Source organism: Kocuria gwangalliensis (assembly GCF_039544365.1).
Lineage (GTDB): Bacteria > Actinomycetota > Actinomycetes > Actinomycetales > Micrococcaceae > Kocuria > Kocuria gwangalliensis.
The window spans coordinates 295,665-320,205 of record NZ_BAABLN010000034.1 but is presented as its reverse complement, the minus strand read 5'-3'; the positions used below and the strand labels follow the sequence as shown (position 1 = coordinate 320,205).

The 24,541-nt window shown below is 63.6% G+C and carries 23 protein-coding genes; 12 read left to right on the top strand and 11 right to left on the bottom strand.

Translation table 11 applies throughout. The features are described 5' to 3' along the window. The coding region (locus tag ABEA06_RS12600; protein WP_345311689.1) for a PIG-L deacetylase family protein at positions 1-383 on the bottom strand (383 nt) is incomplete at its 3' end. 82 nt (positions 384-465) lie between these two features. Here ABEA06_RS12600 and ABEA06_RS12595 point away from each other — a divergent pair. Beyond that, positions 466-975 (top strand): O-acetyl-ADP-ribose deacetylase, encoded by a 510-nt coding sequence (locus tag ABEA06_RS12595; protein ID WP_312396425.1) that lies wholly within the window; start codon positions 466-468, stop codon positions 973-975. Between the two features lie 2 nt (positions 976-977). On the opposite strand, the gene ABEA06_RS12590 is transcribed toward ABEA06_RS12595, so the two are convergent. Continuing rightward, positions 978-1,964: a malate dehydrogenase gene (locus ABEA06_RS12590; protein WP_345311688.1), complete on the bottom strand. Its 987-nt coding sequence runs from the start codon at positions 1,962-1,964 to the stop codon at positions 978-980. Positions 1,965-2,101: 137 nt separating this feature from the next. Between ABEA06_RS12590 and tpx the strand changes: the two genes are divergently transcribed. Further along, positions 2,102-2,599 carry a thiol peroxidase gene (gene tpx, locus ABEA06_RS12585; RefSeq protein ID WP_303382586.1) on the top strand — a complete coding sequence of 166 codons (498 nt, stop codon included), beginning with the start codon at positions 2,102-2,104 and terminating at the stop codon, positions 2,597-2,599. A gap of 162 nt (positions 2,600-2,761) precedes the next feature. Here tpx and ABEA06_RS12580 read toward each other — a convergent pair whose 3' ends face one another. From ABEA06_RS12580 to ABEA06_RS12570, 3 genes are all read right to left on the bottom strand, one after another. Continuing rightward, entirely contained in the window at positions 2,762-4,975 is a 2,214-nt protein-coding gene (locus tag ABEA06_RS12580; protein WP_345311687.1) for an NADP-dependent isocitrate dehydrogenase, read from the bottom strand. Positions 4,976-5,106: 131 nt separating this feature from the next. After that, the gene (locus tag ABEA06_RS12575) at positions 5,107-6,693 is read right to left on the bottom strand and encodes a cation:proton antiporter family protein (protein WP_345311686.1); all 1,587 of its coding nucleotides are present in this window, start codon (positions 6,691-6,693) and stop codon (positions 5,107-5,109) included. 48 nt (positions 6,694-6,741) lie between these two features. Then, entirely contained in the window at positions 6,742-7,224 is a 483-nt protein-coding gene (locus tag ABEA06_RS12570; RefSeq protein ID WP_303382583.1) for a LapA family protein, read from the bottom strand. A 314-nt stretch (positions 7,225-7,538) separates the two neighbouring features. Here ABEA06_RS12570 and ABEA06_RS12565 point away from each other — a divergent pair, with 314 nt between their 5' ends. From ABEA06_RS12565 to ABEA06_RS12555, 3 genes are all read left to right on the top strand, one after another. Then, positions 7,539-9,326: an ABC transporter family substrate-binding protein gene (locus ABEA06_RS12565; RefSeq protein WP_345311685.1), complete on the top strand. Its 1,788-nt coding sequence runs from the start codon at positions 7,539-7,541 to the stop codon at positions 9,324-9,326. A gap of 111 nt (positions 9,327-9,437) precedes the next feature. Next, entirely contained in the window at positions 9,438-10,973 is a 1,536-nt protein-coding gene (locus tag ABEA06_RS12560) for an ABC transporter permease (RefSeq protein ID WP_345311684.1), read from the top strand. After that, positions 10,970-12,031 (top strand): ABC transporter permease, encoded by a 1,062-nt coding sequence (locus ABEA06_RS12555; protein ID WP_312396563.1) that lies wholly within the window; start codon positions 10,970-10,972, stop codon positions 12,029-12,031. Before ABEA06_RS12560 ends, ABEA06_RS12555 begins: the two co-directional genes overlap by 4 nt. A gap of 29 nt (positions 12,032-12,060) precedes the next feature. On the opposite strand, the gene ABEA06_RS12550 is transcribed toward ABEA06_RS12555, so the two are convergent. After that, on the bottom strand, positions 12,061-12,711 hold the full coding sequence (locus ABEA06_RS12550) for a PH domain-containing protein (RefSeq protein ID WP_312396565.1): 651 nt from the start codon (positions 12,709-12,711) through the stop codon (positions 12,061-12,063). Between the two features lie 215 nt (positions 12,712-12,926). On the opposite strand from ABEA06_RS12550, the gene ABEA06_RS12545 reads away from it, so the two are divergent. After that, entirely contained in the window at positions 12,927-14,891 is a 1,965-nt protein-coding gene (locus ABEA06_RS12545; RefSeq protein WP_425559534.1) for a dipeptide ABC transporter ATP-binding protein, read from the top strand. Between the two features lie 104 nt (positions 14,892-14,995). Next, entirely contained in the window at positions 14,996-15,694 is a 699-nt protein-coding gene (locus tag ABEA06_RS12540; RefSeq protein WP_303383304.1) for a maleylpyruvate isomerase family mycothiol-dependent enzyme, read from the top strand. 80 nt (positions 15,695-15,774) lie between these two features. Here the strand turns inward: ABEA06_RS12540 and ABEA06_RS12535 are convergent, their stop codons facing one another. Further along, the gene (locus ABEA06_RS12535) at positions 15,775-16,335 is read right to left on the bottom strand and encodes a hypothetical protein (protein ID WP_303383303.1); all 561 of its coding nucleotides are present in this window, start codon (positions 16,333-16,335) and stop codon (positions 15,775-15,777) included. 104 nt (positions 16,336-16,439) lie between these two features. Between ABEA06_RS12535 and gatC the strand changes: the two genes are divergently transcribed. From gatC to gatB, 3 genes are read left to right on the top strand one after another with little or no spacing between them, the layout of a single operon-like run. Next, entirely contained in the window at positions 16,440-16,736 is a 297-nt protein-coding gene (gene gatC, locus ABEA06_RS12530; RefSeq protein ID WP_345311682.1) for an Asp-tRNA(Asn)/Glu-tRNA(Gln) amidotransferase subunit GatC, read from the top strand. Positions 16,737-16,738: 2 nt separating this feature from the next. Then, positions 16,739-18,340 (top strand): Asp-tRNA(Asn)/Glu-tRNA(Gln) amidotransferase subunit GatA, encoded by a 1,602-nt coding sequence (gene gatA, locus ABEA06_RS12525; RefSeq protein ID WP_345311681.1) that lies wholly within the window; start codon positions 16,739-16,741, stop codon positions 18,338-18,340. After that, entirely contained in the window at positions 18,340-19,845 is a 1,506-nt protein-coding gene (gene gatB, locus ABEA06_RS12520; protein ID WP_345311680.1) for an Asp-tRNA(Asn)/Glu-tRNA(Gln) amidotransferase subunit GatB, read from the top strand. Before gatA ends, gatB begins: the two co-directional genes overlap by 1 nt. Positions 19,846-19,947: 102 nt before the next feature. Here the strand turns inward: gatB and ABEA06_RS12515 are convergent, their stop codons facing one another. After that, on the bottom strand, positions 19,948-21,024 hold the full coding sequence (locus ABEA06_RS12515; protein ID WP_303383471.1) for a CapA family protein: 1,077 nt from the start codon (positions 21,022-21,024) through the stop codon (positions 19,948-19,950). 389 nt (positions 21,025-21,413) lie between these two features. Between ABEA06_RS12515 and ABEA06_RS12510 the strand changes: the two genes are divergently transcribed. Further along, entirely contained in the window at positions 21,414-22,265 is an 852-nt protein-coding gene (locus ABEA06_RS12510; RefSeq protein ID WP_345311679.1) for a hypothetical protein, read from the top strand. Positions 22,266-22,391: 126 nt separating this feature from the next. On the opposite strand, the gene ABEA06_RS12505 is transcribed toward ABEA06_RS12510, so the two are convergent. From ABEA06_RS12505 to ABEA06_RS12495, 3 genes are all read right to left on the bottom strand, one after another. Further along, positions 22,392-22,673 (bottom strand): DUF1540 domain-containing protein, encoded by a 282-nt coding sequence (locus ABEA06_RS12505; RefSeq protein ID WP_016997581.1) that lies wholly within the window; start codon positions 22,671-22,673, stop codon positions 22,392-22,394. A gap of 326 nt (positions 22,674-22,999) precedes the next feature. Beyond that, a complete protein-coding gene (locus ABEA06_RS12500; protein ID WP_312396584.1) occupies positions 23,000-23,461 on the bottom strand; it encodes a DUF2087 domain-containing protein in 462 nt (153 codons plus the stop codon). Positions 23,462-23,526: 65 nt separating this feature from the next. Continuing rightward, positions 23,527-23,784, bottom strand: coding sequence for a metal-sensitive transcriptional regulator (locus ABEA06_RS12495; protein WP_016997579.1), 258 nt, complete (start codon positions 23,782-23,784; stop codon positions 23,527-23,529). Between the two features lie 119 nt (positions 23,785-23,903). On the opposite strand from ABEA06_RS12495, the gene ABEA06_RS12490 reads away from it, so the two are divergent. Beyond that, positions 23,904-24,491 carry a rhodanese-like domain-containing protein gene (locus ABEA06_RS12490; protein WP_303383365.1) on the top strand — a complete coding sequence of 196 codons (588 nt, stop codon included), beginning with the start codon at positions 23,904-23,906 and terminating at the stop codon, positions 24,489-24,491. Positions 24,492-24,541: the final 50 nt, after the last annotated feature.

Sequence of the window (24,541 nt, the reverse complement as noted above, 5' to 3'; positions counted from 1 at the left end):
GTTCTTCCTGGCCATCCTTGGATTCTCGCTTCTCCCAGCATCGTGCTGGATTCCGCGTGTCCAAGATCAGGGGTCAAGCGCCTGCGCAGGTCCAGCCCGTGTTCGAGCATGCCGTCCGGCAGATCCAGGATGGTGAGGTTCTCAACTCCCACGGCCGCGCAGGCCTCCCGCTGTTCCCGGGACCGCAGCGGGCCGACCTCGCTCGGATCCTTGCCCCGGATGCCGGCCTCGCCCGCGGTCAGCAGTAGGTAGGACACGTGTGCGCCGTGTTCCACCCATCGGGCAACGGCCGCGGAACCGCCGTACTCCATATCATCCGGGTGGGCCACCACGCACAAAACGGTCTGCACCTGGGAATCGTCAAAAATAGGGAGATCAGCCATGGCTTCAGCGTAGACAGCCCCAACGCAGACGGCCAAGCCTGCAGCCCCCGGTGTTCGCCGGGCGGCGGCGTAGGGTGAACTCATGGACGTTCAAATTGTCAAAGGTGACATCACCAAGGTGCACGTAGACGCCATTGTCAACGCCGCCAACTCCAAACTGCTCGGAGGCGGGGGAGTGGACGGCGCCATTCACCGCGCGGCGGGCAAGCAACTTCTGGAAGAGTGCAAGCAGCTGCGCGAAACCACCCTCAAGGACGGCCTTCCGGCGGGCCGGGCCGTGGCCACGGACGGGTACAACCTTCCCGCGCAATGGGTGATCCACACCGTGGGTCCCGTGTTCGCCAAGAAAACCGATCGAAGCGACATCCTGGCCTCCTGCTATCGGGAGTCCCTGCGAGTGGCGGACGAGATTGGCGCGAAATCCGTGGCCTTCCCCGCCATCTCCGCCGGAATCTACGGATGGCCCTTGGACAACGCCACGGAAATTGCTGTGCGCACCGTGCGGGAAACGGATACGTCCGTGGAAACCGTCATTTTCGTGCCGTTCTCCCAAGACGCCGAAGAGATGTTCCACGAGGCCCTCGGCCGCTGAACCTAGATCAGACCCAAGTCCCGAACGGCCGAGCGCTCCGATTCGAGCTCGGCCACGGACGCGTCAATGCGCGAGCGGGAGAAGGCCGAAACATCCAGGTCTTCCACGATCGACCACTCACCGTTGGACGTGGTCACCGGGAACGAGCTGACCAGACCCTCCGGGACACCGTAGGAACCGTCGGAGACCACGGCCATGGAGGTCCAATTGCCGTCCTCCGTGCCGCAGAACAGGTCCCGGGCGTGGTCAATGGTCGCACCGGCGGCGGACGCTGCGGACGAGGTACCCCGTGCCGCAAGAATTTCCGCCCCGCGCTTGGCGACCCGGGGGATGTACTCCTCCTCCACCCACGAGTGATCCACCAGCTCCAGGGCCGGTTTGCCCGCCACCGTGGTGTGACTTAGATCCGGGTACTGCGTGGCGGAGTGATTGCCCCAAATGCTCATGCGCTTGATGTCGGTGACAGGCGCACCGGTCTGCTGGGACAGCAGTGAGATGGCCCGGTTGTGGTCCAGACGGGTCAGCGCACTGAAACGATCCGCGGGGACGTCCGGAGCGTTTTGCTGCGCAATCAACGCGTTGGTGTTCGCGGGGTTACCGGTCACCACCACGCGCACATCGTCTGCCGCTGCCTTGTTCAACGCTGCGCCCTGGGCAGTGAAGATCGCACCATTGGCCTCCAACAGGTCCCCGCGCTCCATACCCTTGGTCCGGGGGCGGGCACCCACGAGAAATGCCAGGTTGGCGCCGTCAAAGACCTGCTCCGGATCATCACCCGTCTGCACATCCGCCAGCAGCGGGAAAGCGCAGTCCATGAGTTCCATGACCACGCCGTCCAGCGCGCCCAGGGCGGGGGGAATCTCCAGCAATTGCAGGCGCACCGGCTGATCAGGACCGAACAGCTCGCCCTGCGAGATGCGGAACAACAGGCTGTAACAGATCTGGCCTGCGGCTCCGGTGACGGCAACGTTGACGGGTGCTGGACTCATGGATCCTCCTGAGGCGCGGCGTGACGCCGGTTACGCGGACGTGCAATGGTTTCGAGACTAGCAGCGGGAAGTTCAGCGCACGGCTAAAGATGGCCCAAGGTGCTGACATGACGCGTGGCGCACAGCACAATGAAGACATGGCAACTACCGCATTTCAGGGAAACACCGTCCACATTTCCGGCGAACTGCCGGACTCCGGCACCACAGCGCCCACCTTTGACCTGGTGGGCTCCGATCTCAGCCCCGTGACGTCCCAGGATTTCTCGGGCAAGCGCGTGGTCCTCAACATTTTCCCCTCGTTGGACACCGGCGTGTGCGCCCAGTCCGTGCGGGAGTTCAACGAGCGCGCGGCGTCCTTCGACAACACCGCAGTGGTCTGCGTGTCCAAGGACCTGCCGTTCGCCCATGATCGCTTCTGCAGCGCCGAGGGCATCCAGAATGTCACCACCGGTTCGGCCTTCCGCTCGAACTTCGGTGAGGACTACGGCCTGGTTCAGAGCGACGGCCCGCTTGAGGGTCTGCTGGCTCGTGCGGTGGTCGTTCTCGACGAGAGCGGCAAGGTGGTCTACACCCAGCTCGTGGACGAGATCACCAACGAGCCCGATTACGACGCCGTTGCGGACGTCTTGTCCTAAGCACTCCCGGTGAGGGGGCGGGGCCTTAGGGTCCCGCCTCTTTTTCATACCCGATTTCTCACGGGTCAGGGTCGTGGTAGCAAGTAGGCCACAACCACGCCGCCGCGCCGCCCCCGAAGAGGCGACGCGGCGGCGTCGTCGATCTTAGAACGCGCTAGGCGGTCAGGCGCTGAGCGAATCCACGATCTTGTTCAGCGTGGCCGAGGGGCGCATCACGTTGGAGGCCTTTTCGTTGCTGGGCCAGTAGTAGCCGCCGATGTCGGCGGGCGAACCCTGGACCTCGAGCAGCTCCGTGAGGACGGTGTCCTCGTTGGCGCGCAGTTCCGAAGCAACCTTCTCGAAGGCCTTGGCCAACTCGGGGTCCTCGGTCTGCTTGGCCAGTTCCTCGGCCCAGAACAGGGCGAGGTAGAAGTGCGAACCGCGGTTGTCGAGCTCGCCGGCCTTGCGGGACGGGGACTTGTTCTCGTTGAGGAACGTGCCCGTGGCGCGGTCCAGCGTGTCCGCCAGAACCTGAGCCTTGGGGTTGTCGTACCGAGTGGCCAGGTGCTCGAAGGAAGCCGCCAGGGCCAGGAACTCGCCCAGCGAATCCCACCGCAAGTGGTTTTCCGCCACGAGCTGTTGGACGTGCTTGGGAGCGGAACCACCGGCACCGGTCTCGAACAGGCCGCCGCCGTTCATCAGCGGAACAATGGACAGCATCTTGGCGGAGGTGCCCAGTTCCAGAATGGGGAACAGGTCGGTGAGGTAGTCACGCAGCACGTTGCCGGTCACGGAGATGGTGTCCTCGCCGCGGCGGATGCGCTCGATCGTGAACGTGGTGGCGTCCTCGGGGGAGAGAATCCGGATGTCCAGACCGTCGGTGTCCTCGTCCGCCAGGTACTGGTTGACCTTCTCCATGAGGTTGCGGTCGTGGGCGCGAGACTCGTCCAACCAGAACACGGCGGGCATGCCGGAATCGCGCGAACGACGAACAGCCAACTGGACCCAGTCCTTGATGGGGGCGTCCTTGGCCTGGCACGCGCGCCAGATGTCACCGGGCCGAACCTCGTGGGACAGCAGAACATCGCCGGCCTGGTTGACGACCTGCACGGTACCGGCCTTCTCGATCTCGAAGGTCTTGTCGTGCGAACCGTACTCCTCGGCCTTCTGCGCCATGAGACCCACATTGGGAACGGTGCCCATGGTGGTGGGGTCGTAGGCGCCGTTGGCGCGGCAGTCCTCGATCACGGCCTGGTACACACCGGCGTAGGAGGAATCCGGCAGCACCGCCAGGGTGTCTTCCTGCTGGCCCTCGCGGCCCCACATTTTGCCGGAGGTGCGAATCATCGCGGGCATGGAAGCATCCACGATCACGTCTGAGGGCACGTGCAGGTTGGTGATGCCCTTGTCCGAGTTCACGTACGCGAGTTCGGGGCCGTTGGTGATGCCCTCTTCGATGGCGGCCTTGATCTTGTCACCGTCAGCCACGTTGGCCAGGCCGGAGAGAATCCCGCCCAGACCATCGTTGGGGGACAGGCCGGCGGCGGCCAGCTGATCGCCGTACTGGGCGAAGACCTCGGGGAAGAACGCCTTGACCACGTGGCCGAAAATGATGGGGTCGGAGACCTTCATCATGGTGGCCTTTAGGTGGGTCGAGAACAGCACGTCCTCTTCCTTGGCGCGGGCCACCTGGGCCTTGAGGAACTCGTCGAGAGCCGAGGCGCTCATGAAGGTCGCGTCGACCACTTCACCCTTGAGAACCGGCACGGATTCCTTGAGCACCTCGGTGTCCTGGCCAGTGACCAGCTGGATCTTCAGGGTGTCATCGGCGGGCATGACCACGGACCGCTCATTGGAGCGGAAGTCGTTCTCGCCCATGGTGGCCACGTTGGTCTTGGAGTCCGCGGACCACTCACCCATGGAGTGCGGGTGCTTCTTGGCGTAGTTCTTCACGGCCTTGGGAGCGCGGCGGTCCGAGTTACCCTCGCGCAGCACGGGGTTCACGGCGGAACCCTTGACCTTGTCGTAGCGGGCGCGGATGTCCTTGTCCTCGTCCGTCACGGCCTCCTCCGGGTAATCCGGGATGTCGTAGCCGTCGGCCTGCAGCTCTGCAATGGCGGCCTTGAGCTGCGGGATGGAGGCGGAGATGTTGGGAAGCTTCACAATGTTGGCTTCCGGGGTCTTGGCCAGTTCGCCCAATTCGGTGAGGGCATCGGCCACGCGCTGTTCCTCGGTCAGACGGTCCGGGAACTGGGCGGCAATGCGGCCGGCCAGGGAAATATCCCGGGTTTCGACCTCGACACCGGCGGTGGAAGCGAAGGCCTCAACCACGGGCTTGAAGGAATAAGTGGCCAGCAGGGGCGCTTCATCCGTCTTGGTGTAAATGATCTTGGGCATGGGGCAATGACTCCTTGGTTTGACGGTCACTGGACTGCCCTCCAGCCTACCCCGTGGCCGTCACCACACCCGGAGGGTTTCACGCATCCTCGGTCGCCGGATCCGGTCGAGCGGGTTACGCGGGGCGGGGGTCAGTTGTCCGGGTACTCCAAGTCCTCCTGGGCCTCCACGGCCAGGGCCAATCCCGCACCGGAATACAGGTTGATCACGGTGTCCACACCGAGCTTCTCCAATTCCGAGACCTGGTCCTCGTACTGGGCCACGGCGGCCACTCGTCCGGCGAAATCGGAGTGGTGCAGTTCCTTCAGCGCGGAAAGATTTGCGTCATGGAACGGCATGGCGAGCACGGCGATTTTCACGTGCCCGGTGGCCGAGATCCGGTCCCACACGTCCGCGTCCGTGGCGTCGGCGTTCTCGACGTCGTAGCCGCGCCCCCACAGGTGGTGCGCCCGCAAGGGATCGATCTCCAGGCCGACCACCTTGTGCGAGGTCGTGGCGGTGAACTCGTCATAGGTGGCGGTGCCCACCCGGCCCATCCCCATCACCAGGACATCCGCGCGGGTGAGGTCCAGTGGCCTGTCTTCCGGGTGGAGTTTGTCCTGGGGCGCCTCGGGAACTGCGCGCAGCAACGCGTTGGTGATCATGCTGCCGCGGCGGTTGAGCACGGTGGAGACCACAAAGCTGAGCGCCACGGCGCAGGCGAGCATGACCAGCCAGTCGTCGTCGAGCTGCCCGGAGACCACGGCGGTCGAGCCCACGATGAGCGCGAACTCCGAATAGTTGGCCAGGGCGAGGGCCCCGCGCACCGCCGTGCGGCGTCGTAATCCGCACAGGGTGAGCGTGGCGGCCATGGCCGCCGACTGCATGGGGATCAACAGGCACAGGATCACGGCCATGACGAGCATTTCCACGCTGGGTAGCCCGTAGAAGCCGATGCTCACGAAGAAGCCCACGAGCAAAAGGTCCTTGACCGTGAGAATGGACTTGGCGAGGTCACGTGCCAGGGGGTGTGAGGCCAGAAGCACACCGACCAGCAGGGCACCCAAGTCACCCTTGAGCCCGGTGACCGTGAAGGCCCACCATCCCGGGACCAACGCCATGACCACACCGAACAAGGCCAGCAGCTCCCCGTGCCCCAATCGGGACCACAACACTCGCGCGAGCCTGGTCACGGGCCACAGCAATGCGAGCACGAGAAGCGCCCAGAGGGAGGGGAGGTGGCTGCTGGAGATGGTGAGGTACAGGACCGCAGCAATGTCCTGAAGGACCAGAATGCCCACGGCCACCCGCCCGTACAAGGAGTTGGACTCGCCGCGCTCATCCAGAATCTTCACGACCAACACGGTGGACGAGAAGGACAGCGCAAAGGCCACGAGGAAGACCGTCCCCGGCGTTTCACCGGCCAACTCCAGGCCGGCCAGCATCATGAGCCACAGCATTAAGGCACCACCCACGGCGCTGACGGCCATGTGAATGGTGCCCGCCGCCCACACCTCTTTGCCGAGCAGGGTGCGCAGATCCAGCTTCAGCCCGATACCGAACAGCAGGAGCGTGACGCCCAGCTCGGACAGTAGTTCCAGCTCGTCCAGCCGTTGCACACCCAGTCCGTTGAGGATGAACCCCGCAGCCAGAAAGCCCAGTAGCGGGGGTAGCCGAATCACATGCGCGAATGCGCCCAGCCCCATGACCACCACCAGGTAGACGGCCACGGTGGTCATGGCTCAGCCGGTTTCAACGGTGGCGCGTGGCGGGGGCGTCATGACTCGTTACCGGTCGAGGGTGTCTTGAATTCGCGCGCGTTCCTTTTCAAGCTTGCGGACGCGGTGACTCAGCGTGAACATGCGCACCGATCCCACGAGCGCCATGACCAGGGCGCCCGCCACGGCTGACAGCAGCATGGCCACGCCCAGGGGCAGGCTGAACTGCCACGCCATGTACTCGAATCGTGTGGACACGTTGTTCTGGATGATGAAAATCAGGAGCAGGATCAGGATGATCACACCCAGGATCAGCGCGGCCCACACAATGCCGGACACGCCGGCCTTCTTGGGACCGTCCAGCGTGGGGTCGGTGGCCCGCGCCGTCCGCGTGTCCTGTCGTTCGTCCCGAGGTGCTGCCGCCGACGCCGACGTCGCGCGGTCGCGCGCAGCAGTGCGCTCGCCCGGGTGCCCGGTCCCGGTTTCGTAGCGGACACCGGAGTCCGATGACTCACGGCGAGGTTGTGCGGGTTCTTGCGGATGTTGAGTCATGGCGCTTCCTCCGGGTCGTTAGTGCCTCTTGTGAACAGCGTAGTCACACCGACAGTTGAGCGGGATAGCTGCCGTGGCCCGAACCGGAATCGTCTCCCTCGGTGGCGTGGTGTTTCCGGTTTGTGACCTTTGGGTAACAAATGCCGCTTATTCGTTGAACACGGTCGTCGATGCACCGTGTTCGTGATGGACGACCGGTAACCTATCAATCATTGTGAGGTGAAACACACCTCACGCTCGCCTTAATCAACTCGCGGTGGAAGCACACCGTGGTGCTCCACCGATCGTGAACACCACACCAGGAGAGAAACGTCATGGGAAAATACACCTTTAAAGGCAAGGCAGCCGTCTCAGTTGCGGCCATCGCCGCACTGGCACTGACCGGCTGCGCGAACGTCGGCGGCGGTGGCGGCGGAGAAGAAACCAGCGGTGGTGATAACGGCGGCGGGCAAGAGGGTGGCGTGCTCACCATTGCCGAGACCAATGCCTTCACCGGCGCCAACCCCGGGTACACCAAGGCCAATCTGGACATCAATGGCAAGGTGGCCACGGGTACCCGCGAAGGTTTCATGTATGTGAATCCCTCCCAGGAAATCCAGCGTAATGAAGGGTTCGGCACCTTTGAGAAAACTTCTGATGATCCGCTGACCGTTGAATACACCTTGAACGATCCCCAATGGTCCGACGGCAACAAGATCGACAAGGCCGACGTGATGCTCTGGTGGGCCACCAGTTCCGGTTACTACGATGACGGCGATGCAGAAGCCAAGACCGGCAAGGATTACTTCACCATTGCCGGGTCCACCGACATTCTGGGCCACACGGACATTCCCGAGTTCTCCGAGGACGGGAAGTCCTTCACCCTCAAGTACGACGAGCCCCAGGCCGACTGGGAGATCGCCATGGATCAGGACTATCTGCACCCCGCTCACGTGGTTGCCGAAGAGGCCGGTATGACCGAGGATGAGCTGCTCACCGTGCTGGAGGACTCGCCCAAGGGGGATCCGGAAAGCCCCAAGGAGAATGCCGACCTCGCCAAGATCGGCGAGGCGTGGGACACCGCTTTCAACTTCACCAAGACCCCCGAGAACGACAAGCTGCTCTTGTCCAACGGCCCTTACAAGATCAAGGACATTGTCGAGGGCAGCTCCCTGACCATGGTCAAGAACGACCAGTACAACGGTGAGCACCAAGGCAAGTTGGACGAGATCACCGTTCGCTTCATCGGTGATTCCACTGCTCAGATTCAGGCCTTGCGCAACGGCGAGGTCGACATCATGGCGCCGGTGAGTGTCAACAAGGACACCATTGACCAGGTGAAGGAAATTGACTCGGTCAATGTGCTGCAGGGGCAGGACCTGTCCTACGACCACGTGGATCTCAATTTCGGAACCGAAACGTTCAAGGACAAGGACGTCCGAGAGGCCTTCCTCAAGACCATTCCGCGCCAACAAATCGTTGATCAGCTGATCAAGCCGGTCACCGACGAAGCATCCGTTTTGAATTCCCAGATGTTCGTCTCCAGCCAGGGCGAACCGTACGAGAAGGCCACGGGGAGCAACGAAGCGCAGAACCTTTACGGTGAGGTCGATATCGACGGCGCCAAGGAGCTGCTCGACGGTAAGACCCCGACCGTTCGCATCCTGTACAACAACGAGAACCCCGCGCGCGTCGACTCGTTCCAGTTGATCAAGGAGTCCGCCGAGAAGGCCGGCTTCAAGGTCGAGGACCTGGGCGATCCGAGCTGGTCCGAGAAGTTGCCCGACGGTGACTACGAGGCGTCGCTGTTCGGCTGGGTTTCCCCGGGCGTGGGTACCGAGGTGCTGTCCCAGATCTTCAAGACCGGGGGCGGCGGTAACTACAACGACTACTCCAACCCCGACGTGGACAAGCTCGTGGATGAGGCCCGCTCCAACCTGGACAATGAGTCCCGCGTGGATCAAATGGTCGAGATCGACAAGCACACCTTCGAGGATGCCTACGGCCTGCCATTGTTCCAGAACCCGGGCTTCTTCGGCGTGTCCGAGGACGTCGAAGGCGTGGAATACCAGCCCAACCAGGACGGTGCCTTCTGGAACCTCTGGGAGTGGTCGCGTAAGTAAGGGTGATTCGCTCACTCGCATGAGTTGAATCCGCCCGCACGGACGTGCTGTGCGGGTTCGGGAGACCGGGCCCGCACAGCGGCCGTGACTACGCACTCTCAAGGCAGCGACATGATTTCTTACATTCTTCGCCGGCTCATCACAGCCATTCTGATTCTTCTGGGCGCCTCGTTCATCGTGTACATCATGACCGCGGCGTCGGGCGACCCCCTCTGGGACCTCTATGGGCATCCGAACGCGGCCCAACTGATTCCGGACCGTATTGACTCACTGAACCTCGACCAGCCGCCCATTTTGCGGTATTTCACGTGGCTCGGCGGTGCACTCGGCTGCCTGGTTCCGTTCTCGGACATGTGCAGTCTGGGCGTGACGCGTGACGGTTTGGAAGTCACCCAGCTTCTGCTGTTCGCCATGGGCCAGACCATCATGCTGGTGACCGCGGGAACCATCCTGGCCATCGTCATCGGCATTACGCTGGGCATCGTGTCGGCGCTGCGCCAGTACTCCGGTTTGGACTACGGCGTCACGTTCTTCACGTTCCTGTGCTTCTCGCTTCCCAGCTTCTGGTTGGCGGTGCTGCTCAAAGAAATTGTGGCGATATCGTTCAATGACTTCTTACAGGACCCGGTCATGTCCATCGGCACCATTGCGGCCATTGGCGTGGTGGCCGGGTTCATCTGGTACCTCGTGTCCTTCGGGCGCACGAAGACCCGCATCCTCATGGGTGTCCTGGGCTTCCTGGTGACCTCGGGCATCGTGTACTTCGTTCTGGTGACCAACTGGTTGACCGCGCCGTTCCTGGGGATCCCGCTGATCTTGCTGACCGGCGTTCTGGTGGCCGTCATCACCACCATCCTGATTTCCGGGCTGCGTAATAAGCGGGCCCTGTATGCGGGCTTGGCCACGGTCCTGGTGGGCCTGATCGCCTACTTCCCGGTGCAGGGCTTCTTCCGAGGGGCCGGCCTGTGGACCGTGATCATCCTGTGCCTGGTCATGATCGCCATCGGCGCGGCCATTGGGTACTTCGCCGGCGGCTATGACCGCGGGCAGGGTATGCGGGTGGCCGGAATCACGGGATTCTTCGTGGCGCTGCTGATCATCCTGGACCGCTTCATGCAGTCCTGGCCGGCTTACTTGGACTCCGGGCACATCCGCGGCCGCCCCATTGCGACGGCCAGCGCATCCACCCCGGGCCTGACCGGTGATTTCTGGATCACGGGCATCGACCGCTTCACCCACCTGTTGCTGCCGACCATTGCGCTCACGCTGTTGGCGCTGGCGTCCTATTCCCGGTACTCGCGAGCATCCATGCTCGAGATCATGGGTCAGGACTACATTCGTACGGCTCGGGCCAAGGGCCTGTCCGAACGCACGGTGGTCATGCGGCACGCCTTCCGTAACGCATTGATCCCGTTGGCCACACTGGTGGCCTACGACATCGGAGCTCTCATCGGTGGGGCCATCATCACGGAGTCGGTCTTCGCGTTCACCGGTATGGGTCAGTTGTTCGTCACCGCAGTGCGCAACGTGGATCCCAACCCCGTGATGGGCGTCTTCTTGATCACGGGCATCGTGGCAATGGTGTTCAACCTCATTGCCGACCTCGTGTACTCCGTTCTCGACCCGCGCGTGAGGGTGAAAGCATGAGCCAGCAAGAACCAATCAACGTCAAAGAACCGGTGGACCCCGCCGTCGTCAAAGCTGAGGACGTCCAGGGCAAGAGCCAAGGGCAGCTGGTTCGTCGACGATTCTTCGGCAACACCGGAGCGGTCATTTCTTTGATCGTCCTGACGTTCGTCGTGTTGTTGTCGGTGACCTCCATCGGTGTGGGTCCCGTCCCGGGCTGGTGGAAGTGGGATCCCGATGCCACGGGAACGCTGCTGGACGGTGGCCGACCCACATTGTCGTTACTGCCCCCCGGGCTGGGAAATCATCCATTCGGTCAGGACAACCTGGGCCGTGACCTCTTCGCCATGACCATGCAGGGAACGCAGTACTCCCTGATCGTGATGGTTGTGGTGGGTGTGATGGCCGGCCTCCTGGGCACCGTGATCGGTGGCCTCTCCGGCTACTTCCGCGGCTGGACCGAGGCCATCCTGATGCGCCTGACCGACGTGATCATCATTATCCCGCTGGTCATCCTGGCCGCGCTGCTGGGTCGCTTGGCCATCTCCTACGTTCGTTCCACGGGCCTGCCGACGACCGCCACGGTCATTGCGCTGGGTCTGTTGATCGGTGCGGCGTCGTGGCCGCCACTCGCTCGACTCGTGCGCGGCGAGTTCCTGTCGCTGCGCGAGCGCGAGTTCGTCGACGCCGCTCGATTGGCCGGCGCGTCCAGCGGTCGCATCATTTTCAAACACATCCTGCCCAACACCGTGGGCGTGATCACCGTGAACATCACGCTGCTGATGTCCTCGGCAATTCTGCTGGAAACGGCACTGTCCTATCTGGGCCTCGGTATCCAAGCGCCGGACTGGTCATTGGGGCGCCTCATCAGTGAGAATCAGACGGCCTTCGCCACCCGTCCCTGGTTGTTCTGGTGGCCCGGTGTGTTCATTGTGACCATTGCGTTGACCATCAACTTCATTGGTGACGGTCTGCGCGATGCGTTCGACCCGCGCCAGCGCAAGTTCAATCCCAAGAAGGCTCGCGAGCGCGGCGAGCAGAGCACCGAGCGCGGTGCCGTCAACAGGACCACCCGATGAGTTGGCTAGCGGCGGGTACGTCGCGGGGGTCAGGCTGTGACGAACAGCGTGACACCCGCGGCGGCCATGACCAGAGTCACCGTGAGCGGGGCGGGAACGTAGGACATGCGTACCGGCTCCAGAGCGGCGTCGTCCCGGGTGAAGACGTCCAACTCGCCGGTGTCGATCTTGCGCTGCCACAGCGAGCGGATGTCATTGGCTGCAGCGCCCGAGCGTGTGCCGGCCAGGTCGCCGGTGCGCACGGCACCGTCCGTCCGGGCCAACGGATGCGCCTGCGAGACGCCCCGGGGTCCGCTGCGCAACGCGGACCCCGGCCCCGCGGCGGGCAGCGCGAAGCACGAATGGGAACCGGCCTCGGTCACCACGGTGACCGTGAAGCGCGTCCGCACGTCAATGATGTGCGCCCACGGAATAACCACGGCGCGCAGGGGATTGATGATGCGCACACCGTGGTCGCGGATCTCCAGGCGGGGGCGCCAGTACAGCGCGTAGCCCAGCCCGGCCACAGCGGCACCGCAGCACACGCTCGCCGCGAAGAGCAATGGGTTGTGACCCCAACCCGCCACAGCCACGGCCACGCCCAGGATCACCAGGAAACCGGTGAGCCACGGGGCGGACGCGGCTCGATAGACACGTGGGGAATCAGCGGGGGATTTCTGGTCCTGGGGCATGGCCCTCATGCTAAGCATCCTCACCCCGCAACCCACGCACACCACGTTTCAGACACGATGGAGCACACACGATGAGCACCTCGCATTCCGCCCCCGGCCAGCCCGAGGGCACCCCCGAGAACAACGGATCGGGTCCGCACGCCGGGTCCGGTGACGCACCCTGGCACAACGACGCCGCTGACAAACCACAAAGCCGCCGCGAGCGTCGGTCGCTGCGCGGCGGTATGGGCAAACGCGGCAACCGTCCAAGTGGGGGCTCCGGGTCCGAGGACGCCACCGAGCGTTCGTCCCGGGGCTCACGCAGCCAACGGCGCGTGGTGCGCGGTGAACCGGTCCTGGTGGTGGACGGACTCTCCGTGGACTTCGGTGTGGACAAGGAATGGGTCCCGGCCGCAATCGACTTGAATTACCAGGTGGCCGCCGGTGAGGTGCTGGCCATCGTGGGCGAGTCCGGTTCGGGCAAGTCCGCCAGTTCGATGTCCATCCTGGGACTGCTGCCCTCGAACGCCCGGGTTAGCGGCTCGGCGCAACTGGCCGGTGAGCAACTGATCGGGCTGCAGGGTGCGGCACTGCGCCGCGTGCGCGGTGAAGAGATCGCGGTGATTTTCCAGGAACCCATGACCGCGCTCAACCCGGTGTACACCGTGGGTCAGCAAATCGTGGAAACCATCCGGCTGCACCGGGACATGTCGCCCTCCCAGGCCGCCGAGCGCGCCAAGGAAATGCTGACCATGGTGGAGCTTCCGGACCCGGAGAAGGCGTTCCGCTCCTATCCGCACCAGCTGTCCGGCGGTCAGCGTCAGCGCGCCATGATTGCGCAGTCACTGTCCTGCGATCCCAAGTTGCTGATTGCCGATGAGCCCACCACGGCCCTGGACGTCACCGTGCAGGCCGAAATCCTGGACCTGATCCGAAACCTCAAGGACAAACTGGATTCGGCCGTCATCCTGATCACCCACGACATGGGTGTGGTGGCTGACCTCGCGGACCGCATTGCCGTGATGGAGAAGGGCCGGATCGTCGAAAAGGGCACCGCCGAACAGATTTTCTCCGCGCCCGAGCACCCCTACACCAAGACGTTGCTGGACTCGGTGCCCCATTTGGGCGAGGGCGGCGAGACCGGCGAGTCCGTGGACATGGTGGCCGTGCTGGAACGTGAGGTCGGGGCGGAGCAACGCGAGGCGACGGCGTCGTCCACTGACCGGGACACCGCGGCGACCGATGACGTCTCGGCGGGAACCGCAGGATCGACCGCGGTGACAGCGGCGACCGCGGGCGACCGTCCCGCACTACCCACGGATGCGGCACGCACCCCGCGGCACACGGAACCCAGCGTGGACACCGCGGCGCTGCGCGTCACAGAACCCGTGCTGCAGCTCAAGAATGTGGCCATTGAATACCCCAAGCAAGGGCGCAACCCCGCCTTCCGGGCCGTGGAGGACGTGAGTCTGACCGTGGCCGCGCGGGAGGTACTGGGCCTGGTGGGTGAGTCCGGCTCGGGTAAGACGACCATCGGGCGCGCGGCCGTGGGGTTGCTGCCCGTGGTCGAGGGCTCGCTGATCGTTGACGGGCATGAACTCAGCGGCGCGTCCCGGAAAGAACTCAACGGCGTGCGAAAAGACGTGGGCATGGTGTTCCAGGACCCGTCGTCATCGCTGAATCCGCGGCTGCCGATCGGTGAATCCATTGGTGAGCCCATGTTCCTGGCCGGATTGGCCAAGGGGCAGGATTTGCAGCATCGGATCGAACAGCTGCTGGACCAGGTGCGGTTGCCGCGCAGTTACCGCAACCGTTACCCGCACGAACTCTCGGGTGGCCAGAAACAGCGCGTGGGTATTGCCCGGGCACTGTCACTGAAGCCCAAGCTTCTCGTCGCGGACGAGCCGACCTCGGCCTTGGACGTGTCCGTGCAGGCCACGGTGTTGGACTTGTTCGAAGAACTGCAGGCCGAGATGGGCTTCGCGTGCTTGTTCGTCACCCACGATCTTGCGGTGATCGACCGGCTCGCGGACCGCATCGTGGTCATGCAGCACGGCCGGATCGTGGAACAGGGACAGCGAGAAGTGGTGCTGCGCAAGCCCGAGCAGGATTACACCAAGCGGCTGTTGGCCGCGGTCCCGGTGCCGGACCCGGACACCCAGCGCGCGCGCCGTGAACTGCGCCAGAAAATGAAGCTCGGCGCGTCCTAGGGATATCGCGGGCCACGGTTCGGGGACGTATTTGGACGAAATCGGTATGTGTCATCGGCGGTCACCTGTGCCGGGTGTCACAACAGACTTACTAGGGTGGAGACATGATTAATTCCGCACGCCTGACCTCAGACCTTTCCCGCTTGCGTCGTGAAACCGACATGTTCCTGGCGACCATCGAGTCGCTGGCCGATCGCGAAATGACCGAACCCACCCTGTGCGAGGGCTGGGATCGTGCGCACGTGATTGCTCACCTCGCATCCAACGGCAAGGCGCTGGTCAAGCTCATCGACTGGGCCGTGACCGGCGTGCCGCAACAGCCCTACGAATCCCAAGAGGCCCGTGATCGCGAGATCGACGAGCTGGCAGCCCTTCCCAGGGAGGAGCTCATCCAAAAGGTCCGTGACAGCGCGGACTACTTCGAGGAGCAGTGCGAACGTCTCAAGGGTGAGATCACCACCGAGGAACTGGACTTGCACGGCAAGCCCATTCCCGCCACGTCCATCCCGGCCGTGCGCGTGTCCGAGGTAGTGGTGCACCACCACGACCTCGACACCACCTGGACCATTGAAGAGGCGGACCCGGACTCGCTGCTCAACGCGGTCGAAGCGGCGGTTCGCACCATGCGCGCCAAGGACGCGCCGGGGATGACCCTGCGCACCGAGGAGCGCGATGAATGGATCATTGGCGACGGCGGCCAGGAGATCACCTCGGATCGCGAAGGCTTGCTCGCCTGGTTGGCCCGAGGCGACGACGAGAACGTCGAATCCGAGGGCGAACTGCCCCAGCTGCCCAAGTGGTAAGCCGCTGAGTCGTTGCCGACTCACAGAAAACCGCCGCCGTGCAAAGGTGCACGGCGGCGGTTTTTCGTGGGCGGAGCCATTTAGTGGCGCACGGTGAACAGCCACGGGTCCCAGCGGCGGTCGGTGTGCGGGTCCCCGAAGTTCACGAAGGTCTTGCCCTTGGACTCCACGGTTTTGTACTCCTGAACAACTTCCAGGCTCAAGCGCTCGCGGTGTTCCACCTCCACGATCACGGCTCTGGCCCCGGAACGGTCGGGCAGGGTTGCGGGATAGGCCAAGGCGGCGACCAGCAGGTCCGACGCCTTGGCCGCGGTCATGGCGCGCAGTTCTTCCAGAACGTCATCCGGGCGCCGGTCTGCGGTGTCCGCGGGGTCCAGGGAATTCAGCTCGAACTCGCCGTCCTTGGAACCGGTGACCACGAACACGGGGAAAGCACCGAATTGCAGCACCTGATCCTCCACCACGGTCTGCACGTGGGTCAGTGCGGTGTCCACGGCCTCAACGGCGCCGTCGGATACCCACTGCCGCCACGCGTTGTCGTGATCGGACTGGGCCTTGGCCGCATCGGCGCGGGACAGGCGGGGCTTTTTGGAGGGGCCACCGGGGTGACGTTTGGGCGGGCGGGCGGAGGATCGAGCCACGAGTTGGGACCCCTTAGTGAGATAGGTGAAAGTCGGTCGTTCTCGGTCAAGCCTAGGCGCTCGCTAGACTGGATCGGAATCACTAGCAAATACCAGGAGCATGCATGTCTGCGATTAATCGCGAGCAGGTGGCCCACCTGGCCGAGCTCGCGCACATCGAAATGACCGAGGAAGAACTCGCGCGCGTTGCCGGCGAACTCGACCTCATCGTCTCGTCCGTGGCCTCGGTCAGCCAAGCGGCCGGACCTGACGTTCCCGCAACCAGCCACCCGCTGCCGTTGCAGAACGTTTTCCGTGAGGACGTGGTGGGGGAGACCCTCACCCAGGAAGAGGCCCTCTCCAACGCACCGGACAGCCAGGACGGCAAATTCCGTGTGCCCGCAATTCTGGACGGAGCGTGAGCATGAGCGAACGCATTGTAGAACTGTCGGCCGCGGATCTCGCGGTCAAGCTGGCCTCGGGGGACGTATCGTCCGTTGACGCCGTCAACGCGCACCTTGAGCAGATCGACGCCACCGAGGGCCACGCAGTGGACCCGGAGGATCGGCACAAGGGCACCGACGGACTCAACGCCTTCCTGCATCGCAACCGCGAGGGCGCCCTGCGGGTTGCGAAGGAGGTCGACCAGGCCCGCGCCAACGGTGAGCAGCTGCATGAGCTCGCCGGTGTACCCATCGCGGTCAAGGACCTGATCGTGACCAAGGGCCAGCCCACCACCGCGGCGTCCCGGATGCTCGAAGGCTGGCTGAGCCCGTACGACGCCACCGTGACCAAGAACGTACGCGCCGCCAAGATGCCCATTCTGGGCAAGACCAACCTGGACGAGTTCGCCATGGGCTCCTCCACGGAGCACTCGGCGTTCGGGCCCACGCGTAACCCGTGGGACCTCAACCGGATCCCGGGCGGTTCCGGTGGCGGTTCCGCCGCTGCGGTCTCCGCGTTCCAGGCGCCCCTGGCGCTCGGCACGGACACGGGCGGTTCCATCCGCCAGCCCGCCGCGGTCACCGGCACCGTGGGCGTCAAGCCCACGTACGGTTCGGTGTCCCGTTACGGCGTGATCGCCATGGCGTCCTCCCTGGATCAGGTGGGACCGTGCTCACGCACCGTGCTGGACTCGGCCCTGTTGCACGAGGTCATTGCGGGCCACGACCCGCAGGATTCCACCTCCCTGAACGACCCCGTGGGGTCCTTCGCCGCGGCGGCCCGTCAGGGTGCCGAGGACGGCGGGCTCAAGGGCCTGCGCGTGGGCGTGGTCAAGCAGCTCACCGGCGAGGGTTTCCAGGCCGGCGTGCAGCAGCGTTTCAATGAGGCGGTGGAGCTGCTGCAGTCGGCCGGCGCCGAGGTCGTGGAGGTCGAGACCCCCAACTTCGAGTACGCGTTGGGTGCCTACTACCTGATTATGTCCTCCGAGGTCTCCTCGAACCTCGCCAAGTACGACGGCGTTCGGTTCGGCCTGCGCGTTGTCCCCGAGGGGAACCCCACGATCGAGCGCGTCATGGGAGCATCCCGCGCCGCCGGTTTCGGTGATGAGGTCAAGCGCCGCATCATCCTGGGCACCTACGCCCTGTCCGCCGGATACTACGACGCCTACTACGGCTCGGCCCAGCAGGTGCGCACCCTGGTGCAACGCGACTTCAATGCCGCGTTCGAGAAGGTGGACGTGTTGATTTCGCCCACCGCTCCCACCACCGCCTTCACCATCGGCGGGGTGGACGAGTCCGCGGATCCCATGCAGATGTACCTCAACGACATCGCCACCATCCCCACCAATCTGGCGGGCATCCCTGCCATCTCGCTCCCGGGCGGGCTGGCTCCCGAGGACGATCTGCCGGTGGGTATCCAGTTCATGGCCCCGGCTCGCGAAGACGCACGCGTCTACCGCGCCGGTGCGGGTCTTGAACGACTGCTCAACGAGAAGTGGGGCGGTCCCGTGTGGGCGTCTCGCAACGACGTCGCCACTACCGTTCGTGACTTTGCGGCCGGTGCCGCGCTGGGAGGCAAATAATGAGCGAGGACGTGCTGTCCTTCGAAGAGGCCATGGAGCGCTTCGATCCCGTGCTGGGTTTCGAGGTGCACGTGGAGTTGAACACCAACACCAAGATGTTCGACGCCGCCCCCAACACGTTTGGCGATGACCCCAACACCAACATCACCCCGGTGTCCCTGGGCCTGCCCGGCGTGCTGCCCGTGGTCAACGGCAAGGCCGTGGAATCCGCGATCAAACTGGGTCTGGCCCTGGACTGTTCCATTGCGCAGAAGTGCCACTTCGCGCGGAAGAACTACTTCTACCCGGATACGCCCAAGAACTTCCAGACCTCGCAGTACGACGAGCCGATCGCCTTTGACGGCCGGCTGGAACTCGAACTCGAGGACGGCACGCCGTTCAGCATCGAGATCGAGCGGGCCCACATGGAGGAGGACGCCGGCAAACTGACCCACGTGGGGGGTGCAACCGGCCGCATCCAGGGAGCGTCCCACTCGCTGGTGGACTACAACCGCTCGGGCGTGCCGCTCATCGAGATCGTGACCAAGCCCATCGTGGGTGCCGGTTCGCGCGCTCCGGAGTTGGCCCGCGTGTACGTTGCGGCCATTCGCGAGATCGTGAAGAACTTGGGCATCTCCGACGCCCGCATGGAGCGGGGCAACGTGCGGTGCGACGCCAACGTGTCCCTGATGCCCAAGGGCACCACGGAGTTCGGCACGCGGTCGGAGACCAAGAACGTGAACTCGCTGCGCGCCGTCGAACGCGCCGTGCGTTTCGAGATCCAGCGCCACGCCGCCGTGCTGTCGGCCGGTGACAAGATCGTTCAGGAAACCCGCCACTGGCACGAGGACACCCGGTCCACCACGTCCGGGCGCCCCAAGTCCGACGCGGACGACTACCGCTACTTCCCCGAACCGGACCTGGTTCCCGTGGTCACCACGCAGGACTGGATCGAGGAACTGCGTGCCACGCTGCCCGAGCCGCCGGCCCAGCGCCGCAAGCGTCTGAAGAACGACTGGGGCTATTCGGACGAGGAGTTCCGGGACGTCGTCAATGCCGGTGTCATGGACGAAATCGAGCAGACCATTGCTGCCGGTGCGTCTGCCGCCGTGGCCCGCAAGTGGTGGATGGGTGAAATCGCCCGTCTGGCCAAGCAAGCGGAGGTCGAGATCGTGGATCTGCCCGTGACCCCGGCCCACGTGGTCGAGGTCAACGCCCTGATCGATGAGGGCAAGATCAACGACAAGCTGGCCAAGAAGGTCATTGGTTTCGTGGTCGAGGGCGAAGGTTCCCCGTCGGAGATCGTTGAGGCCCGCAGCCTTGCGGTCGTTTCCGACGACGGTGCCCTGACGGCTGCCGTGGACGACGCCATGGCCCAGATGCCCGACGTGGTCGAGAAGATCAAGGGCGGCAAGGTGCAGGCCGTGGGTGCGCTCATCGGGCCGGTCATGAAGGCCACCCGCGGGCAGGCCGACGCCGGCCGCGTGCGTCAGATCATCCTGAAGAGGCTGGGCGTGCAGGGCTAGCTTCCTCTGCCGCCGGTGTGGCTACGCCGGGCGAACCTCAAGTGAGGGTCGTGCAGGTTCCGAGTCAGGAATCAGCACGACCCTCACTTCACGTCGGAGACCCTAATTATCCGTGGGGACGTCCTCGCTGACGAGCCATTCGCGCAGGCCGTTTTCGACCGCCGAGGGTGTGTTGACGATCTGTGCAATGCGCTCCCGGTTCTGCGTGTCCGCGGCGTCCGAGCGGCAGGTTCCGTTCGGCGAGTCCGACGCTGCCGAGCACCACGCGTACTGGCCGCCCTGGGTGTTCGAGCTGGGAGCCCAGGACAGATCGCTGACGTCCCAGTTGCCGTCCTCGGTTTTCGCGAACTGGAATCGTGCGATCAGGCCGTCATTGTTGTTCGGCATCATGGACGCGGTTTCCGTCACTGTATTGCCCACGCCGTAGACAATCCACGTTCCGTCATAGTTTTCAATGGGCTGCACGCTGTGGGATCCGTGTCCGTAGACGGCGTCGAAAGCACCGGAGTCTGCCAGGGCATGGGCGGTTCGTTGCTGAAAGTCGTCGGCCGTGTCCGTGTATTCGATGATCGAATGCATGGCTGCCACCACCACATCCGCGCCTTGCTCGCGGGCCTTTTCCGCCTGACTGGCGGCGTGGTCGATGTCAGCCTGGGCAACCTCCGGGTCCACGGTGGGGTCTTCGCCGTCCCGGAAGCGGTCAACCTGCCAATCATGGTCCGGCACTTTTTTGTTGAGACTGTTGGTGCCCGTCACGATCGCCACGGTGCCGGTTTCCGTATGGAGGAGCAGCGGTTCTTCTGACGCCCGCTGAGAATCGTAAGAGCCGGTGTGCTGCAAACCGGCCTCGTCCAAGGACGTCAACGTCCGATTGAGCCCCTCGGTCCCGTGGTCGACGGTGTGGTTGCTAGCTGTGGTGCACGCGTCATAACCAACCGACTTCACAGCGGTGAAAATTTCCGGGGGAACCTGGAAATCGGGGTAGTCCGCGTAAGGCCCGCCCTTTTCCGCTACGGGAGTCTCGGCATGACAGACGCCGATATCCGAGTTCTCCAGGTACGGGCGCTGCCCGGCCAGCAACGGCTCGAAATCAAAATGCTCACCGTCTCGGGCGGCAGGGTCCGTGCCGAAATTCTCCCACAACCCGTGGTGCAACAAGAGGTCGCCGGTCACAGTCATGGTGATGCAACTATCCTCCGGACACTCGGGGCCGGCTGCGGCGGCTGGCAATGTGAGGGAGGACTCGGCGGAAGTGGGCTCCGTGGACCCGGCCGCCGGGTCGTTCGTCTCCTGGGTTGTATCCGAACACCCCACCAGAGCGCCCGCGGTCAACGAAACCGCGGCTGCGAGAGTCAACATCCGTGTTGGCCGGGTATCCAGGAAGCTCATGGAACAGATGGTTTCACATCCAGAAGATGATCTGCATCACATTGAGAATGCGCCTGGACTCAATCGAGTGGATTTAAGTCATAAAAACCTGACGTATTTCATGAGATGCTCTTCACACGAGGAGTGCCAAAGGTTAGGCTATCCTAAATTTCGATAGCCACATAGAGAGCGAGGAAGCCATGGTCGAGCGAACGATTGGTGGCCAGTCTCAAGGTTCCAGCACCCACGATCGAGCAGTGTCACTGGCACATCGAATGCTTGCGGGAGCGGGGCGCGCGGCGCTGGTTGCCTACGGGCTCGAAGGGCAGCCCACGCTCGATGCCCTGGCGCACGGTATGACCGGCAGTGGCGACCTCATGGTGGCGACCACGGTGTTCTCCGGCTCCGATGACGCGGTTCTGCTCAACCCGGGCACGAGTATGGATGTTCGGATGGACATCACCAAGCTCTCCCCGGAACCTCGCGTGGAGATTCTCACGGCCAGCGCGCACATGCTCGGCCAGCTTGACTGGCTGGATACTGAGCGCGCCTCCGATGTGCTCGAGTACGAAGACGTGCCCGAAATGGTCAAGGCCGTAGCCAAGTCTCCCTTCGGAATGCTCGGCATCGTCCGGGTCTCGCGGGTTCTGCTGCACGACGGCGTGGGTGCCACGGCCATTTCGTTCGCGCACCTGGTCGAGCGGAATGACGACGTCGCTCTGGCCGGCTTGGGTGACATCGAGACCGTTGGTCTGGATGTTGCGTCCAGCCTGGATTCCGTTGATCTTGCCTCGCTGTGCGATGCCGTCAGCAACGGCTGGGTCGAAGCGCGTGTCCTGAGCGAGAAGCCCTCTGTCGGAGGTTGCTCCCACACCAAGAACCGAGAGTTCGTGGTGGATGTCGATGTCACAGGATTGACGGTCATGCGCAACGGCGCCGAGCGCACTCGTGTGTTCTTCGTGCCCTTCGACCGCGAGTCCGTGGTGGAGTGTGGTGGACTGTTTGCTCGCGTGGAATCCTTGCTCGGGACACGGGTGGGTGCACCCGAATAATTGATCGGGAGGCGTCCGCGGTTGCACAGTCTCGGGTTGCGCGCCTGGCGGGTCGCAGGATTAAAAAAACCGTGCCCGCGCGTTCGTGAAGAACGCGCGGGCACGGTTGTGTTCGGAAGTCAGTGATTACTCGGCTTCGTAGGACGCGCAGTTAGCGGTGTCGCCGGTCATCTCGATGGAGGACGCGGTGCACAGCAGGTCGGTGTTGTGCTTGCACTCGAGGCGCTGGCACGCGCCAACCTGGCCGTTAGCGGTGGGCAGGCCTCCGCGAGCGTCCAGGGAAATGAAAGTGGTGCAGGATGCGGTGGAGCCGCTGCCGCCCACGGTGATGGCGGGCGCGGAGCAGCCGTTGTCGTTATATGCGCACGCGGTGGCGGCGCAAGCGGAGACGGCGGTCAAAGTAGCCATGATCTGTTCCTCTCAGGCGGTTCGTATTTATAAAGATACGAGCGAAAATCCCGTATTACAAGTAAGTTGAACCTTAGATCAAACCACTCTGACGTAATTAAATTAGCGAAGTCCCATGTTCTCTAATTGCCTACCGAGGATAGCCTTGCCTTGCTGTGACGGGCATCTCGCGGGTCCGCGGTCCGTGAAGAGTGTTTCGTAATTGGGTAGCCGCTAAATCATCCCTGCATTAGCTAGTGGGATTCAGGGCATCCGCGTGAAATGCACATGAATCACGCATGACACCAATTGAAATGGATAACTGCTAACGCGAGTGAGCCCTGCTTCTACCTGCGGTACTCGCTGCCGTCCTGTGCGCGCGAGATGTACCCGGTGTCCACGCAGTGCCGGCGAATCAGGGCCGGATCATCGCTGAACTTCTCAATCCGGTTATTGAGCTCTCGCTCTTCGACGCGCTCGTCAGTTGCCAAACATTGATCCATGATCCATCGGATCAGCCCGTCTTTATCCGCTGCCTTGGACGGCCACCGTGTAACGCGCCCGTTCTCCAGAAATCGCTCGTAACCCTTGGGTGTGTGCCTGGCGCCCTCGGCCAAGAGCTCACGGAACACGGCGGTAGGTGACCATGTGCCGTCGGGGGTGTCGATCAATCCGGCGCGATGCAGGTTCAGGAGGGCCCGCGATTGCTTGGAGGTGGGCGACTCGGGGACTTGACCGAGGATGACCCGGGCATACAGATCGCGAGTATCGGAGTTCGCGAGGGCGGCGAAAATCTGGCGCGTGTTCATTCGGCCATCCTGGCAGCCTGCATCTCATCTGTGAGGTTCGAGGGTGGCGAGTCCACTGCGAGTCGTTAGGCAAGGGAGAGGAATAGCTTTTCCATTTCCTTCTTGTCCATGGCTTCGTCCGGGTTCTTGAAGCACTGTTCGAGGCCGCTCGCGACGATCAAGAAGCCTGCGCGGTCCAGGGCTTTGGACACGGCAGACAATTGGGTGACCACGTCCTTGCACTCCTTGCCCTCTTCGGCCATGCGAATGACCGCTGCGAGTTGGCCCTGGGCTCGCTTGAGTCGATTGATGGCCGGCGTGATGTCTGAGGGGTCAAGTTCCATGGGGTCTCCTGAATCTGATATTTGAAAGCATTCTATACCCCCGGGGGCGTTTGCATACCCCTAGGGGTATAAAGCATACTGGCGTCATCACTTCGGCTCAATTACTCGAAAGGACTCTCATGTCTACTCCCACCGTCACCGACGTCAGCCCCCAAACCCTCCGCGAGTGGATGGTGCAACACCAGGATCTGGTGGTGATTGACGTCCGGTCTGCGGCCGAGTTCGAGTCCCTCCACATCAAGGGCTCCTACAACGTGCCGCTGAACCTGCTGTCCGAGCACACGGAAGACCTCGTTTCCCGGCTGGGAGAGCGCGTTGTGCTGGTGTGCCACTCGGGCGTTCGGGCAGAGCAAGCGCGTCGACGGCTGGCTACTGTGGGGCTCGAATCGGCATACGTACTTGAAGGCGGTGCCTCGGGGTTCGCCGATGCCGGTGGTGATGTGGTGCGCGGCGCATCCCGCTGGGATCTCGAACGACAGGTGCGCCTGGTGGCCGGCTCCTTGGTGTTGACCGGTTTGGTCGGCGGAAAATTCGTTTCGCCCAAACTGCGTACTGTGGCCGGAATTATTGGCACTGGGCTCACCTTCTCCGCCGCCACCAATACCTGCGCCATGGGCAAGGCACTGTCGGCCATGCCGTGGAACAAAGCGGCGGTGGAGCCCACCGCCACCTCGGCCATTCAGCAGATCCCGGCACGCTCCGAGTAATCCCTGAAGCTGCGCGCTCGAAGGCGCGGAGCTTTAAGGGGGACAGGACT

Coding starts and splice junctions, on each gene's coding strand:
- ABEA06_RS12595 (WP_312396425.1), top strand. CDS start 466: ATGGACGTTCAAATTGTCAAAGGTGACATCACCAAGGTGCACGTAGAC.
- ABEA06_RS12515 (WP_303383471.1), bottom strand. CDS start 21,024: ATGACTGTGACCGGCGACCTCTTGTTGCACCACGGGTTGTGGGAGAAT.
- gatC (WP_345311682.1), top strand. CDS start 16,440: ATGTCTGCGATTAATCGCGAGCAGGTGGCCCACCTGGCCGAGCTCGCG.
- ABEA06_RS12570 (WP_303382583.1), bottom strand. CDS start 7,224: ATGACTCAACATCCGCAAGAACCCGCACAACCTCGCCGTGAGTCATCG.
- ABEA06_RS12545 (WP_425559534.1), top strand. CDS start 12,927: ATGGGCAAACGCGGCAACCGTCCAAGTGGGGGCTCCGGGTCCGAGGAC.
- ABEA06_RS12500 (WP_312396584.1), bottom strand. CDS start 23,461: ATGAACACGCGCCAGATTTTCGCCGCCCTCGCGAACTCCGATACTCGC.
- ABEA06_RS12580 (WP_345311687.1), bottom strand. CDS start 4,975: ATGCCCAAGATCATTTACACCAAGACGGATGAAGCGCCCCTGCTGGCC.
- ABEA06_RS12565 (WP_345311685.1), top strand. CDS start 7,539: ATGGGAAAATACACCTTTAAAGGCAAGGCAGCCGTCTCAGTTGCGGCC.
- tpx (WP_303382586.1), top strand. CDS start 2,102: ATGGCAACTACCGCATTTCAGGGAAACACCGTCCACATTTCCGGCGAA.
- ABEA06_RS12510 (WP_345311679.1), top strand. CDS start 21,414: ATGGTCGAGCGAACGATTGGTGGCCAGTCTCAAGGTTCCAGCACCCAC.
- gatB (WP_345311680.1), top strand. CDS start 18,340: ATGAGCGAGGACGTGCTGTCCTTCGAAGAGGCCATGGAGCGCTTCGAT.
- ABEA06_RS12495 (WP_016997579.1), bottom strand. CDS start 23,784: ATGGAACTTGACCCCTCAGACATCACGCCGGCCATCAATCGACTCAAG.
- gatA (WP_345311681.1), top strand. CDS start 16,739: ATGAGCGAACGCATTGTAGAACTGTCGGCCGCGGATCTCGCGGTCAAG.
- ABEA06_RS12560 (WP_345311684.1), top strand. CDS start 9,438: ATGATTTCTTACATTCTTCGCCGGCTCATCACAGCCATTCTGATTCTT.
- ABEA06_RS12490 (WP_303383365.1), top strand. CDS start 23,904: ATGTCTACTCCCACCGTCACCGACGTCAGCCCCCAAACCCTCCGCGAG.
- ABEA06_RS12505 (WP_016997581.1), bottom strand. CDS start 22,673: ATGGCTACTTTGACCGCCGTCTCCGCTTGCGCCGCCACCGCGTGCGCA.
- ABEA06_RS12540 (WP_303383304.1), top strand. CDS start 14,996: ATGATTAATTCCGCACGCCTGACCTCAGACCTTTCCCGCTTGCGTCGT.
- ABEA06_RS12590 (WP_345311688.1), bottom strand. CDS start 1,964: ATGAGTCCAGCACCCGTCAACGTTGCCGTCACCGGAGCCGCAGGCCAG.
- ABEA06_RS12555 (WP_312396563.1), top strand. CDS start 10,970: ATGAGCCAGCAAGAACCAATCAACGTCAAAGAACCGGTGGACCCCGCC.
- ABEA06_RS12575 (WP_345311686.1), bottom strand. CDS start 6,693: ATGACCACCGTGGCCGTCTACCTGGTGGTGGTCATGGGGCTGGGCGCA.
- ABEA06_RS12550 (WP_312396565.1), bottom strand. CDS start 12,711: ATGAGGGCCATGCCCCAGGACCAGAAATCCCCCGCTGATTCCCCACGT.